Annotated in this window: 12 protein-coding genes and 1 pseudogene; 6 read left to right on the top strand and 7 right to left on the bottom strand. The window is 45.4% G+C overall.

From position 1 onward, the window contains the following. Nucleotides 1-43 precede the first annotated feature (43 nt). Complete coding sequence (locus LLY41_RS01525; RefSeq protein ID WP_304586731.1) at nucleotides 44-247, bottom strand: hypothetical protein; 204 nt, start codon at nucleotides 245-247, stop codon at nucleotides 44-46. A 191-nt stretch (nucleotides 248-438) separates the two neighbouring features. Here LLY41_RS01525 and LLY41_RS01520 point away from each other — a divergent pair, with 191 nt between their 5' ends. Next, a complete protein-coding gene (locus tag LLY41_RS01520; RefSeq protein WP_095245619.1) occupies nucleotides 439-1,611 on the top strand; it encodes an MFS transporter in 1,173 nt (390 codons plus the stop codon). Nucleotides 1,612-1,803: 192 nt separating this feature from the next. On the opposite strand, the gene LLY41_RS01515 is transcribed toward LLY41_RS01520, so the two are convergent. Next, on the bottom strand, nucleotides 1,804-2,400 hold the full coding sequence (locus LLY41_RS01515; RefSeq protein WP_304586730.1) for a class I SAM-dependent methyltransferase: 597 nt from the start codon (nucleotides 2,398-2,400) through the stop codon (nucleotides 1,804-1,806). A 212-nt stretch (nucleotides 2,401-2,612) separates the two neighbouring features. On the opposite strand from LLY41_RS01515, the gene LLY41_RS01510 reads away from it, so the two are divergent. Then, on the top strand, nucleotides 2,613-2,819 hold the full coding sequence (locus LLY41_RS01510; protein WP_095245617.1) for a thioredoxin domain-containing protein: 207 nt from the start codon (nucleotides 2,613-2,615) through the stop codon (nucleotides 2,817-2,819). A gap of 42 nt (nucleotides 2,820-2,861) precedes the next feature. Here LLY41_RS01510 and LLY41_RS01505 read toward each other — a convergent pair. From LLY41_RS01505 to LLY41_RS01495, 3 genes and pseudogenes are all read right to left on the bottom strand, one after another. After that, nucleotides 2,862-3,469 (bottom strand): annotated as a pseudogene (locus LLY41_RS01505) (TasA family protein). An 81-nt stretch (nucleotides 3,470-3,550) separates the two neighbouring features. Continuing rightward, nucleotides 3,551-4,096, bottom strand: a complete 546-nt coding sequence (gene sipW / locus LLY41_RS01500) for a signal peptidase I SipW (protein ID WP_304586729.1) — start codon at nucleotides 4,094-4,096, stop codon at nucleotides 3,551-3,553. Next, nucleotides 4,065-4,829, bottom strand: coding sequence for a DUF4047 domain-containing protein (locus LLY41_RS01495; protein ID WP_095245614.1), 765 nt, complete (start codon nucleotides 4,827-4,829; stop codon nucleotides 4,065-4,067). Before LLY41_RS01495 ends, sipW begins: the two co-directional genes overlap by 32 nt. Before the next feature lie 248 nt (nucleotides 4,830-5,077). On the opposite strand from LLY41_RS01495, the gene LLY41_RS01490 reads away from it, so the two are divergent. Then, nucleotides 5,078-6,793 carry a M4 family metallopeptidase gene (locus LLY41_RS01490; protein WP_304586728.1) on the top strand — a complete coding sequence of 572 codons (1,716 nt, stop codon included), beginning with the start codon at nucleotides 5,078-5,080 and terminating at the stop codon, nucleotides 6,791-6,793. Between the two features lie 59 nt (nucleotides 6,794-6,852). On the opposite strand, the gene LLY41_RS01485 is transcribed toward LLY41_RS01490, so the two are convergent. Then, nucleotides 6,853-8,109: a helix-turn-helix domain-containing protein gene (locus tag LLY41_RS01485; protein WP_304586727.1), complete on the bottom strand. Its 1,257-nt coding sequence runs from the start codon at nucleotides 8,107-8,109 to the stop codon at nucleotides 6,853-6,855. Between the two features lie 286 nt (nucleotides 8,110-8,395). On the opposite strand from LLY41_RS01485, the gene LLY41_RS01480 reads away from it, so the two are divergent. Continuing rightward, complete coding sequence (locus LLY41_RS01480; protein ID WP_095245611.1) at nucleotides 8,396-12,142, top strand: S8 family serine peptidase; 3,747 nt, start codon at nucleotides 8,396-8,398, stop codon at nucleotides 12,140-12,142. A 129-nt stretch (nucleotides 12,143-12,271) separates the two neighbouring features. Further along, on the top strand, nucleotides 12,272-12,757 hold the full coding sequence (locus LLY41_RS01475; RefSeq protein ID WP_304586726.1) for a hypothetical protein: 486 nt from the start codon (nucleotides 12,272-12,274) through the stop codon (nucleotides 12,755-12,757). A 617-nt stretch (nucleotides 12,758-13,374) separates the two neighbouring features. On the opposite strand, the gene LLY41_RS01470 is transcribed toward LLY41_RS01475, so the two are convergent. Next, nucleotides 13,375-13,524, bottom strand: a complete 150-nt coding sequence (locus tag LLY41_RS01470; protein ID WP_197217394.1) for a hypothetical protein — start codon at nucleotides 13,522-13,524, stop codon at nucleotides 13,375-13,377. Between the two features lie 151 nt (nucleotides 13,525-13,675). Between LLY41_RS01470 and LLY41_RS01465 the strand changes: the two genes are divergently transcribed. Next, nucleotides 13,676-14,380: a DUF421 domain-containing protein gene (locus tag LLY41_RS01465; protein WP_304586725.1), complete on the top strand. Its 705-nt coding sequence runs from the start codon at nucleotides 13,676-13,678 to the stop codon at nucleotides 14,378-14,380. Nucleotide 14,381 lies beyond the last annotated feature (1 nt).

Raw genomic sequence — 14,381 nt, 5'->3', positions numbered from 1 at the left:
CTGAATTCCAAACAAAAAAGCAGCACGACAGGCGCAATACCCATCATGCTGTTTCATTAAAATGGCTTATTCGGTTCATAGGTCGGCTGCTGGTTCTGTGCCTCATACTGCTGGCTTTTGGCTGCCGCATCCTGGACGTTTTCTTCAAGGGCAAATTCGGTGTCCATTCCTTTTTGAATTGGTCCGCCTGGTTTTGGGCTGATACGATCTGCTGTTCTTCTGTTACTTTATTCGGCTGCTTTGGCATCTCTATCTCTCCTTTAATTTAGAAGTATAGCTATAGATTTTCCAAAGCTTCTGGCACTATTCACCTTTTTACAGACCCGCCTTTTAAGTCCATGATAAATAGAACTAATTTACCTAAGGTGAAAGTATGGGAGTGTTTTTGTTATAATCATAATACTTAGATGGAATTTGACTTTAACTGGAGTGAACATGTTGAATACTAAAAAAGCACTGCCTCTTTTATTCGCCGTTATGTTTCTTGTGATGGTGGGGTTTGGAATCATTATTCCTGTCATCCCCTTTTATGCGGAAGAATTAGGGGCATCACCCACTGAACTGGGCCTGTTAATGGCCGTTTATTCACTGATGCAGCTGCTGTTTGCGCCTATGTGGGGGCGCGTTTCCGATAAAATTGGACGCAAGCCTGTCATTATGATCGGTATTTTTGGCCTTGGATTGTCTTTCTTCATGATGGCCCTGTCCACTGAGCTGTGGATGCTGTTTGCAGCCAGAATCATCGGCGGCTTTCTGTCATCTGCCAATATGCCGACGGTCATGGCTTATGTAGCGGATATTACATCTGAAGAAGACCGCGGAAAAGGGATGGGCATCATTGGTGCTGCAGTGGGCTTAGGCTTCATTTTCGGCCCGGCGATCGGCGGCATCTTTTCCCGGGAAAGTTTGAACCTTCCTTTCTACGCGGCAGGAACTTCTTCGTTTATCACCTTTTTCCTTGTCATGCTTGTGCTGAAAGAATCCCTTTCACCGGAGCAGCGCAGCCAGGGAACAGCTAAGCGTCCAGGTCTGATGACCGCTTTAAGAGGAAACACGGGCATTTTGTTTATCCTTCAGCTGTTTGTTTCGCTGTCACTGGCAGGCCTGGAAGCAACTTTTGCGTATTTTGCGGCTGAAAAAGCCGGCCTTGGCACCGTGGAGCTGGGCTATATTTTTATGATTATGGGATTTGGAGGCGCCCTTGTGCAGGGCGGCCTGGTAGGGCGAATGACGAAAAAGTATGGAGAAGGAGCTGTGATTCAGCTGGGGACCATCGTCTCCGCCATAGGCTTCGGATTGATTCTCCTGGTTGACAGTTTTACGACTGCAGCGATTTTCCTGACGATTTTCGGCATAGGGAACGGATTTATCCGTCCGAGTGTTTCTTCCCTGCTGACAAAAACATCTCAAACTGGACACGGCAGTACGACTGGCCTGCTGTCATCCTTTGATTCCCTGGGACGCATTATCGGCCCGCCGCTCGGAGGATGGCTGTTCACCATCAGCATCGGTGCTCCGTACCTGACGGGAATCCTGCTTTCCGGTTTGGCATTCATCATGTATCGTGTGTATTCTGCCAAGGTGAACAGAACCCATTCGATTACACCTTAAGAAAAGCGCAAGCGCCTTGCCCACCCCCGACAAGCACAAGACGAGCCTTCCGGAAAGGCGTTCTTTGCCTTTTTGGGAGGATTGGCTTGTGACCTCGAGGGGGTAGGCGCTGGAGCTAGACAGTTATCGACGTTCAAAAATTATATACTTTCTTATCCTTAAAAAAAAGGAGGCTCATTTTGCCTCCTTTTTCTACTTTTGCAGGATCACCTGGATGACGTGTCCCGTTCCTGTATGGCCTTTTCCTTCCACTCTTTCCTGTTCGCCGTAAAAGAAATGAAGGACCTTATAACCCTGAATCCATTGAAGAATATCTGCAGGATGATAGACCATATCCACACTTTTCGGCCCGCCTGTACCATAGCTTAGCTGATCCTCTGAATAAACCTCAAGCATGACAATTCCACCCGGCTTGACAACAGAAACTAGCTTATCAAATACGGTTTTTTGGTCTTTTTTCAGAAAATGGCCGAAAACCATAATCGAAGCGTCATATTCCTCAGTTGGCACAGAATCATGAATCAGATCCTTCTGCCCTGTTTCCACTCTGACCTGATGGCTCTCAGCCAGCTGCTGTGTTTTGTTTAACCCGCTTTGCGTATAATCCCATGCTGTTACATCATACCCCTTTCTTGCAAGGAATACAGCATTTCGGCCCTCCCCCTCGGCAAAGGCGACAACTCGTTTGTGCCCTTCAAGCCGCCATGCCTGCTCTCTGATGAATTCATTGGGCTCTTCGCCATATAAATAGCCTTCTTGAGAAAACTTCTCTTCCCATAAATTTGCCAATCTAACCACTCCTTTTCCCATAAGGTATTCTAGGATAGGTTCTGGAAATCCTATTGTATAATGGAAAAAATGCCGGGAGGAGGATAAAAATGAAAGAGCTGACAGCGATGGAAGAGGTGCATCAATTTATTCAAAGCACGGAGCTGGGTCTTATTTATGTGCTGCATGACAGCTGAAGCGTCTGTCATGGTCTGCTTCCTCAGGTGGAGGAAGTGTTAAAGGATTACCCCCGTATCGAAGCACGGCTTGTGAATGCTGGAAAGGTAACTGAAATTGCCGGGTACCTGATGGCCTTTACAGTGCCTGTGATTGCCTTATATCTGGATGGAAGAGAAGTATTGAGGGAAGCGCGGTTCATTCCGGTCGAGAAGCTTCGTGATGATTTGAAAAGGATATATGAAGGGGTTATTGATGAGTAAAACAGGACTGGCGGTGCTGCCGCCAGTCCTGCCCGTTTAAAATTAGTTGCTGCTCTCATCCGTATCATCGTTGTAGGTGCCGGCAGCCTGCTCCGCATTAAATGTCCAATTGACCTCGAGCGTATCACCCTGGAACTGGTTTTGGTCTTGTCCATTGTCCACAAACTCAAACAGAACAAAGATTTTTTCCTTTTCACCAGCTGGAATGCCGTCCGGTTTTGGACTGCCAGATGTATTTAGTTCTGTCAGGTCCGGCTGCTGGCTTTGCAGCTCATACAGAGTTGTTTCTATAACAGCGTTTGTTGCACTGCTGGTATTGTACATAATCGTTACTTTAATATGTTTGGCAAAGTCATCTGTATTATCCCCTTTTGCATCAGCCACATTGTAATGGGTGTTCAAGAGGACTTTATGAATATCTAATGTACCATTGTTTTCCAGTGTGAATTCACGGTAAACTTCATCGCCTGGTTTAATGTTGTCGATATTCACAACCGCGCTTGGGTTCATTCCTAAATCCAATGTACCGGAAGCAAACGTATTCTGCGTGTCAACTGTGTCACTAAAATAGGCAAATGTTCCCCGCCAATTAGTGACAGCCCCAATGCTGCACTCATAACACCCTGGCTGATCTTCTTTGTAAAACTCATTCTTGCATTCCCCCTAAATTTGTAATAGATAATTTATTAAACTCTTATGTACGTTTGCAGATACATAGGAGATCTAACCACTTATGCTTGACTCGATTCAATCTCCCTTTTTGCTCCAATAATGGTGCTGATTGCGGAAATTAATAATAATACTCCCGGCACAATCAACAAAAGGGCAGATCCTGCCTTTGAACTCGCAAAATTCAGCGCATACCCGGCGTATGGAATAGTGAAGCCGTAATACTTGCCAACCACATGATGAGGATACACAGTCCATGGATCTTCTCCATCGTTGTTATCTCCTTTAGTCTTGAAGGCTGCTTGTCCATTGTGTTCCTGTACCCCGGTAATTCTATGAGTAATTAACTTCTCTTCCATGCGGAAAGTTATAACGTCACCTTTTTTATAAGAAGATTGGTTATCACTTAATTTAATTGCAATCACCGAGCCTGTTTGAAAGGTTGGCTCCATGGATCCTGAGAGAACCGCTTTAAACTGGTGCCCAAGCAGCGATGGCTCCCCTCCTGAAATTCTGGATGAAAGAACCACAAATGCAATCAGGCTGATTCCAATCATGAAAAGGGCCACGATCATATTACTCACTATTTTCAAGAGTTTTTTCTTCATCGCTCACCAGCTCCTGGTCTTTAATCTCTATGGATGCCTCTTCTGAAGTATCTTGATTTCCTGATGCATTCGCGTCAGGCATCGGCTCATCAAGAGTCTGTTCCTTTTCTCCCTCAATTTCAGCAGGTTTTCCCTGGCTTAATTCTGCACCTGAATCAGATGGCGAGCCCTGCTCAACTGGCTTGTCTGCTGCCCGAGCCTTTTCTTCCTCATCTAACTCAATCATCTTCTGCCGGATGGCGCTGCCTGCCTCTTTTATCCTCTGAATATCCATTTCTGCCCTTACTTCACTCAGTAATAGATCAGCATGCTGATATCCTTCAGGAATATAAGCGAAAGAAGGATTCCCGGTATGGCTGCTTTTGGCTTGCTGTTCGTATGCGTACAGCTCATCCACAATACTGACAAGCCTGTCCATTTGTTTCTTTAGCTGCTCTTCCAATTCTCCCAGCTCATCCAGTTTATTTTCTAATTCCTGCTTTGACTCTGTATTCCATGATATCTCCGCGGCCAGCTTAAAGTTCTGTCTCATGCTGCCGGCGATCCCGTCGGCTTGGTTCCGGAGATTTTGAATCGTTTCCGGAAAGACGAAGGCAGATGTTATCGTCATTGGCTCCAATTCTGCCTGGCTTGAAAATAAGGCTTCTGTTTCCCCGACAGCCAGATGCCCGGCATAAAATGACAAGCAGCATAAGCATGGAAGAATGATTCGCTTTGGCATGGACTTTTTCAATTGGGCTCCTCCTTCCTGTCCATCTGGGAATCATTATACAAAATTTTCAGAAGTTTTAAATTGGGTTAATTATGGGTTAAAAACACGTCGAGATCTGTCTATTTCCGGCGATTTTTATTAAAAGGCACATGAAATCTATGAAAAATTAAACCAATACCGGATTTCCTGAAATAGATTGATTTAACTAATTATTTTCTTAATAATACGAATTGTCACACTTTATAAACTTGGTTGAAGGAGAGGGTTTTATGAAAAAGAAGCGTCAAAAGAAAAAGATAAGCAGGAAAGCAGCCATTCCAGCTGTATTAGCCTTATCCGTTGCATTTGGAGGGCTTTTGCCAACATCATCCGCAATAGCCGCAGAGACAGCAAACACGGCAACTGTGCTATTCCAGGCAGAAGGATTAAGCAAGCATGAAGTGGTAAAAGCTTATCTGCAATCACAGGTTCAAGCCCCTAAAGTGAAACTTGCAGATCCCGGGGAGCAATTTAAAATTGTGAGCGAACAGGAAGATTCTGAAACAGGTACATACCATGTACGTACTGTGGAGCAATATAAAGGAATTCCTATTTACGGTTCCGGACAAACTGTTGCACTGGACTCCAGCCATAACGTATATGCTTCTCTTGGCAAAGTCACTCAAAACCTGGCCCGCTCCATTATTCCAACTGAGGCCTCCCTTTCAGAAGACGAAGCTGTCAGCATTGTAAAGGAGCAGGTTGAATCACAGATCGGCGAAGTAAAAAATTACGATGGTATAAAGTCCCAATTATTGATTTACCCGAATAAAGGAAAATACTATCTCGCATACCTGGTTAAAGCTTCCACTTCCTTTCCGGAGCCTGGCTACTTCCATTACTTTGTAGATGCAATGAGCGGAGAAGTCATTGACAGCTTCAATAAAATCCACACGGTTGATGAAGAGACACTTACCCCGGTACTGGGAAGAGGGCTAGATGTGCATGGTAATCTGTTGTCATTTAATGCGGCAAAAGACATGGAGACAGGAACGAGCTATCTGTATGGGCCTTCTGTATGGTTGAAAACATCCGTTCCGATGGCCACATTCAACGGTAAAGCCTTTGATCCGCTTTTATTTAACTTGGGCAGTGGTTTATTTGGATTTACAGGCTATGAAGTAACAACTACAAGCGGAAGTAACTTCTTCCATGACCCTGCTGCCATTTCAGCACACTACAACTCGGATAAAGTAAACCGGTACTATCAAATTGTTCATAAGCGAAACAGCCTGGATGATAAGGGAATGAAATTGATCAGCACTGCCCACATAGGCACAAAGTGGAATAATGCTGCCTGGAACGGAATTCAAATGATGTACGGGGACGGGGACGGCATTAAATACAGCTCCCTTTCCGGCGGATTGGATGTAGCTGGACACGAAATGACTCATGGCGTGATTGAACATACAGCTGACCTGGTTTACCAAGGAGAGTCTGGGGCCATCAATGAGTCATTAGCTGATATCCTGGGGAATTTTGCAGAAATTTATACGACCCAAGAAGTGGAATGGGAGCTGGGAGAAGATATCACTACCCCGAATATTCCAGGTGACGGCGGGCTTCGCTCCATGAGTGATCCAGCTTCTAAAAAGACAAGCTTAATGCCTTCAGGACACTATCCGGATCATTATGATGACCGCTACCTGGGTACAGAGGATAAAGGCGGCGTTCATATCAACAGCGGAATTAACAATAAGGCAGCCTACTTAATCAGTGAGGGCGGCACAAATAATGATATAACCATACAGGGAATTGGCAAATCCAAAACAGAAAAAATCTATTACCGTGCCCTTGCTCTGTATTTAACATCTTCATCCGGATTCCATGATATGAGGGAAGCAGCCATCAATGCTGCACGTGATCTGCATCCGGATAAAAATGGTGCTCCATCTGCAGAGACGCAAGCCGTTATGAACGCTTATGATTCTGTAGGCGTATACTAAAAAACAAAGCCAAAAGCCATGAACCTGTTCTGTTTGAATGGATCATGGCTTTTCTTTTATCATTCACTGGGAATCGATTCAATAAAGATATTTGAAATCTGAACAGCCTTCTCATATTGCTCCGTCTCCACATAATATTGATATAATTGCTTCCCGAACCGGTTGGTAAACATCGCATTGCTGATTGAAAGGAAATAAGGAAGCGCCTCGTTTTCTATATATCTGTAATATTGCTCACTCTGGTCTTCAATCCTCAGAATAAGGAGCTTGAATATGATTTTATAGAACCTGTTCTCCAAATCCTTTGTCATGGACAAGCCTTCCCGGGCTCTTTTCAGAAGCAATGCTTTTCGCATCAGCTTCCCTTCCAGACAGGCATTTATATAATTTTGCAGCCGCTGAAGATACAGAGCAGATGGCTTAGCCACCAGGCAAAGGGCCTCCTCTAATACTGTTTGCGCCTTCCGGTATTCCTTCCTTCTCCAATACTCATAGCCTAAGTTGTTTAACAGCAAAGACTTTTTATTAGGCAAATTCAGCAGGTCACAATTACGGATTAATCTCTGATAAGATTTCTCCAGTTCGCTGAAATCCGCCTGCAAATCATTGCCCTCCTGTGCGAGCATAAGGGACTCAGCCGTAATCGCACCGATGTAATTATCCGTTTCCCTGAAGTGTAAAAGAGCCTTATTTGCAAAGGCATAAGCCGCTATCTTGGAATTGGTCCAATAATAGGCGGCCGCCAAGTGGTAATAGTATTCGTGATTCCCGTATTCCTCCATGTTTATATCCTTCAAGAATTCAATCGCTTTGTGATAATTCCCGGCCTTTGAATCCCGGTATCTTAAAATATAGTAGATTCCCCAGGCATGCTTAAGCATATTTTGCTCATAGGCTTGAAGATTAGGATAGTCATTCTGTATATGAATCAAAATCCCTTCCGCCTGTTCCAATTCCAGTTTTTTTAAGTGCAATCGGGCAAGAAGCAATTCATAAAAGGCGGCATGGCTGGAAGAAAGGCTGATGGGAATGCCCTCAAGCTCTTTTTTAATTTTCTCTGCTTCCTTCATATTTTGCATGATGATCGTCTTGTGCCAGTGCTGAAGCCGCTCTCCCAGATTGGCAAACCGGTTGATTTCCTGATCAATATCGAGGTTCAGACGTTCTGAAAACATCTGGATAATTTCAGAGGAAAACGGCGTCACCCCACGCTCGATCTTGCTCACATGTGTAACCGAGCAAATGCCCCTGCCGAGATCCTCTTGTGTAAGACCTGCCCTTTGACGATGAAATTTAATAATTTCTCCAGCTAACATGAAAGACTCCCCTTATATTCTGGATAAGATTTATTGTAGTAAAAGAGAATCCTATTTTGTAAGCTCCTTAAATAACCCCAAATTTTATTGTTATAAGTACCTGCATACCATCCAAATATCCCCATAATTCAGTGAATTTTAATCCCTTTGTCCCGTTTTTTGCCCCTTATGCCGCCCCTCAATTACCCCAATTAACACAATGTTCTAACTTCTTTATACTTTTTAATAGAGAGCCTTACAATCTATGATTCCATCAACATACTTTGGAAGAGGAGAATGGACAAGAATGGGAGATTTCAGATTTAAAAAGTATTTAACCGCTGCCATGGCTGCAGCTTTGCTTACTGTTCCGCCCCTGCAGGCTTCTGCAGACGATTCTGGGAAAAGCATCCTGAAAGGGGCTGATGGCAAAGCGGCTATAGCTGACCTTCAAGGGATGAATGCCAAAGCAAGCAAAGGCAAGCATGTCATCACTCTTATTACAGGTGATGTCGTAACTGTAACGGAATTCGCAGATGGAAAGAATATTATTCATGTTGAACCAGCTGACCCTTCCGCCAGTGGAGCACGCATTTTAACAGCCAACAAGGAAACGTATGTCATTCCTGACAAGGCTATGCCTTATCTGGCTTCCGGATTTTTGGACCAGGATTTATTCAATATCACAGCACTGATCAAAGATGGCTATGATGACGAGAATCAGAAGGAATTGCCTGTCATCATTCAATATTCCGAATCCAAGGGCCGTTCAGCTGCTGCTTTTAAAGCCCCAAAAGGCTCAACGAAAACCCATGTGCTTGAAAGTATAGACAGTGTTGCAGTCTCCGCTGATAAGAAAGAAACAAAGGAGTTTTGGTCAGAAATCACCAGCAAGACTTCTAAAAAAACGAAGGCTGCACTGACACCCGGCATTGAAAAAATCTGGCTGGATGGCCGTGTCGAAGCAACTCTTGAACAGAGTGTCCCGCAGATTGGAGCCCCTAAAGCCTGGGAATCCGGCTTTGACGGAACTGGTGTGAAGGTGGCTGTTCTGGATACCGGGATTGATTCAGGACATCCGGATCTTGCTGGCCAGCTGGATAAGGCTGTGAGCTTTGTTCCGGGAGAAGAAGTAACCGATGTATATGCACACGGAACACACGTGGCTTCCACCGTGCTTGGAACCGGAGAAGCATCAGAGGGACGGAATAAGGGTGTGGCACCAGGTGCACGCCTCCTTGTAGGGAAAGTACTTGATGATGAAGGCTTTGGCCAGGATTCATGGATTATCGATGGAATGGAATGGGCTGCTGAAAATGCCAAAATCATCAATATGAGCCTGGGAAGTCCTGAGCCAAGCGACGGAACAGACCCGATGGCTCAAGCTGTGAGCAATCTCAGTAAAGAAACAGGATCCCTGTTTGTTATTGCTGCCGGGAACTCTGGCATGGAAGGGATTGGATCACCAGGAGCAGCTGAGGAAGCGCTAACTGTTGGTGCCGTGGACAAGTCCGATAACCTTGCATGGTTCTCCTCTAAAGGGCCCAGCTTTGGAAGCGCAGGATTAAAGCCTGATCTTACTGCTCCCGGAGTTGGAATCATGGCAGCACGTTCTCAATATACAAACCAGGGAAGCGGCTCTTATATAAGCATGGATGGCACCTCAATGGCAACGCCTCATGTGGCCGGAGCTGCAGCCATTCTCGCCCAGCGCCACCCGGACTGGACCGGTGAACAGCTTAAGGAAGCTTTAATGAGCACAACCAAGAAGCTTGAACACATCAAGCCTTTTGAAGGCGGCACAGGCCGTCTGGATACTGTGGCCGCTCTTGGCCATGTAAGGGCAACAGGGTCTCTTGACTTTGGCTTCTATGACTGGCCTCATGAGAATGATGGTCCGGCTGAGAAAACCATTACGTATACAAATGATGGCGATCAGGATGTAACATTGGATTTGGCAGTGTCTGTCAAAGATGCCAATGATACCGATGCACCTTCTGGAATGGTAGAGCTATCAGCTGACAAAGTGACGGTTCCAGCAAAAGGAAGTGCGGATGTCACCGTTACACTTGACCCTAATGCAGGTGATTTTGGCACCCGATATCAGGGGCATATCAGCGCTTCATCAGAGGGAGAAAGTATTGTCCATACTTCACTTGGCATGATCAAAGAAGATGAAAGATACCCGCTGACCATTAATGCAATCGACCGTGACGGCGAAGCTGCCTCTGCCTACTTCTATCTGTTGGGACCAACTGGCGAACCGCAGTTTATGTCAGTGGACGGCACAAAGGAGCTGAGACTGCCGAAAGGAACGTATTCGGTTATGTCGATGATGGATGTAGATACAGATACAGATCATGCTGGGGTCGCACTTGTCGGTGACCCGGAAGTTCATTTGGATGGACCTCAGACCGTTATGCTGGATGCGCGAGAGGCTAATGAGATTACAGTGGATGTTCCAAAAAAGACAGAAGCCCATTACCGGAAGATGGAATACTTCCGCAGCATTGATGGAAACAAGGTGAATGACATCTACCTGATGCCGGCAGTGGTGGATAAAATGTACGCTGCACCTACTGAGAAAGTAGACACTGGTGAATTCACACAGGCTACGCGCTGGCGCCTGGCCGAACCACTGCTGACAATTGGGTATAAAGGAAAGGAACTGGATGATATCCCGCAGGCAGGAAGCACTCTTTTGAATGGAAAGTACAAACTGGAAGCTGTCTATGCTGGGAATGGTACACCTGAGGATTATCAAAAGCTGAATGTTAAAGGCAAAGCCGCCATTGTCCTGCGCAGTGATGAATTAACAGGATCAGAACGTGCTGCAGCAGCTCTGGCAGCAGGAGCCAAGCTATTAATTACCGTTAATGACGGACCAGAGGAGCTTAGTGAATGGACAGGCGTAGAAAATGAAGATTTTTCACTTTCCGATAGCCCTCTTTCTGTGGCCGGAGTCAGCGGAAATGAAGGCCAGGAACTGATCGAAGCGGCCAAGTCCGGCGGATTGACCTTAAAGGTTGAGGGTACTCCTGATTCGGATTACTTATATGACCTGGTGGATATGCATCATAAGGCAGTTCCTAAAAAAGTGAACTATTCGCCGAAAACGAAGGACCTTGTCAAAATCAACTCTGAATATAAATCAGATCGCCCTGCACCGGGTGCCGAGTTCCGCTACGATATCCTCGAGCACAGCTTTGCAGGTGTCGGCTTCCTGCAAAGACTGTCACTCCCGTCCGTCAGAACAGAGTGGGTATCGGCGCAAAACGGAACGTCCTGGTATCATCAGGCTGGTGTTCTTGATGCCCAGTGGGAAGTAAGACAGCCAAAAGTGGAATACAAACCAGGTCAAACCTTGAATGAAGAGTGGTTCTCACCAGTAGTCCGCCCTCGTTTTGGTGATGGTTTCTGGGCTCCATATCGTACAGGCAATTATTTGATTCTCAATGTTCCTGCATGGGCTGACTCAGGAGCCGGCCATACAGGTGCCGACATGAATTACCCTGGTGATCAGACATTAAAGCTATATCAGGGGGATACGCTGGTTAAAGAAGGAAAGGGTCAGGCTATCTACCTATTTAATGAATTTCCGGCAGAGAAAACCCAGTACAAGCTCATAAGTGATGCTGCCCGCGATGCAGAGCGCTGGAACACATCAGTCCGTACACATACGGAGTGGACATTCTGGTCCGAGCAGCAGGAAGAATACCAGACGGCACTTCCACTGATTTCTCTTGATTATAAAGTGGATACGGACATGGCCGGCAACTCCACGGCCGGTAAGAAGATTAAGCTTGATTTATCAGCTGTTCAAATAGCCGATGCTCCTGAAAATGGCAAAATAATAGGAGCCAGCCTTGAAGTGTCCTTTGATGAAGGAAAGACATGGGAAGCGGCAAAATTAGCAGCTAAAGGAAACGGCTGGTCTGCCGAAATCAAGCATCCAAATAAGAAGGGAGCTTCTGTCTCCCTGCGTGCAAGTGCTTGGGATGATGCAGGCAATCGTGTAACTCAGGAGATCATTAAGGCTTATGGATTAAAATAAGGGAGAAATGAACCAGGCAGTTTATGCCTGGTTTATTTTTTTGAAAATGGCTCTTCAGGAACGGAAACTAGGCTGCTTTAATATATTGGTTACATCCGAGGCTTTATTTTAAAAGAACGGAGGAAGAACATGACCAATTTTCAATACTTCACGGGAACTATTGTGCAAATCTCTGATTTTAACGGGGAAGGCTGCCTTAAGATGATTTCTGCTGATAACGGGATGGGAGGAACAGTCAATTTCATCGTATCCCCTTCGACTTTTGTTTTAGATCAAACCAGGCTGTCAGCCGGGGACATCATTACCGGATATTATGACGGAAATGCTCCTGTTCCGCTGATATATCCCCCTCAATACCGGGCGCTTGTAGTGGTAAAACATACTTCTCACCAAAATGTGAAAACGGACTTCTTTAATAGCCAGCTCATCAGCAGCGATGGACAGCTGCAATTAAACATCTCGCCGTATACCCAGATGGTGCTGACCAATGGGCAGGCTTTTACCGGCAGCCCTGCAAACAGAGACCTCGTTGTGACCTATGGCCCGTCAACCAAGAGCATACCTGCCCAGACCACGCCTTATAAGATTGTGGTGTTGTGCTTGCCATCCGCATAAAAAAAGCCCCAATCTGTTGGTGATTGGGGCTTTGGCTGGTTTTGGACAGGGGCGGGTTCTGACTCTGATTGGCGATTGCCTGCTTCTTGTGTCAGAAGTTGGCCTGGGTTCTGACTCTAACTCGCGCTACACTGCCTTTTGTGTCCGAAGTTGCCCCGGGTTCTGACTCTAACTGGCGCTACACTGCCTTTTGTGTCCGAAGTTGGCCTGGGTTCTGACTCTAACTCGCGCTACACTGCCTTTTGTGTCCGAAGTTGGCCTGGGTTCTGACTCTAACTGGCGCTACACTGCCTTTTGTGTCCGAAGTTGGCCTGGGTTCTGACTCTAACTCGCGGTTTCCTGCCTTTTGTGTCTGAAGTTGCCCTGGGTTCCGACTCTAACTCGCGCTTTCTTGCTTTTTGTGTCTGAAGTTGGCCCCGGTTCCGACTCTAACTCGCGCTTTCCTGCATTCTGTGTCCGAAGTAACCTAAGTTCGGACTCTAACTGGCGCTTTCCTGCATTCTGTGTCCGAAGTAACCTAAGTTCGGACTCTAACTGGCGCTTTCCTGCATTCTGTGTCCGAACCTGCTCCTGGTTCAAATCCAGCGCACCCTCTTTCCAAACTCCAAGCAGTTTAATTACTCATCATCCACTTCTCCGTCGCCTATTTCATCCTCTTCTTCCACATCTTCAACCTGTTCGTCTTCTTCAGGCTTTTCATCGTTTCCGCAGCCTGTTAATGTTACGAAAGATAAAGATAGAAAAAGCATCAATAAGTATTTTTTCATATAGATAACCTCCTTTTGCTTAGTTTTTCAAAAAGACAAATCATATATGTATTGTTAATAATTTACAAATCTTCCTCCCTTTTGCATATTTGCAACTGGATAGGAAAACACTTGTATAAAGCTGTACTTTACTTTTAAGGATGTGCCATAAATGGATTTTTTACAGAGTCAGCACTCACTTTCTGCCATGGAGTGGGGACTCAGGGCTGTCATCGCTTATTTCTTCTTAGTCATTGTCGCCAAAGTGCTGGGACAGCGTGCCATTTCCCAATTAAGACTCCTGGATTTAGTAATGGCTTTAGTGATTGGCAATATTATTGCCCACCCCTTATCAGATGAGGAGCTGGGACTAAAGGGTTCAATTGTTACAACCATTGTCCTTGTCGTTCTTTACCTGATCAGTTTATTCAGCATCCTGAAATGGCCAGCGGTTAGAAGAATGGTAAACAGCAAGCCCATCCCCCTCGTACAGAATGGAGAAATCATCTATAAGGGCTTAAATAAAGCAAGGATTTCCATTGATGTGCTGCTGGAGGAATTACGCGAGAAAAAAGTAGAAGATGTAAAAAAGGTGGCGCTTGCTCTATGGGAAGCAAACGGAAGCATTTCCTTCTTTTTGGATCCCAAATATGAACCTATTACACCTGCTTTCCTGCAAAGAGATACAGAACCATTCGATATGCCAAGAACCATTATTAAGGAAGGCAAAGTGGATAAAAAAGTGCTGCAAACCATACAAAAGGACGAAAGATGGCTAATCGCCCATTTAGAACGTTTCTATCAGACAGAAATTAATAATGTTCTGTTAGCTACCATGGACAGCAAAGGAACCATGAAGATATTTTTATATCATTAAT

Origin of the sequence: Cytobacillus firmus (genome assembly GCF_023612095.1) — a bacterium.
Taxonomy (GTDB): Bacteria; Bacillota; Bacilli; order Bacillales; family Cytobacillaceae; genus Cytobacillus.
This window is presented reverse-complemented; position numbering and strand designations above follow the sequence as displayed.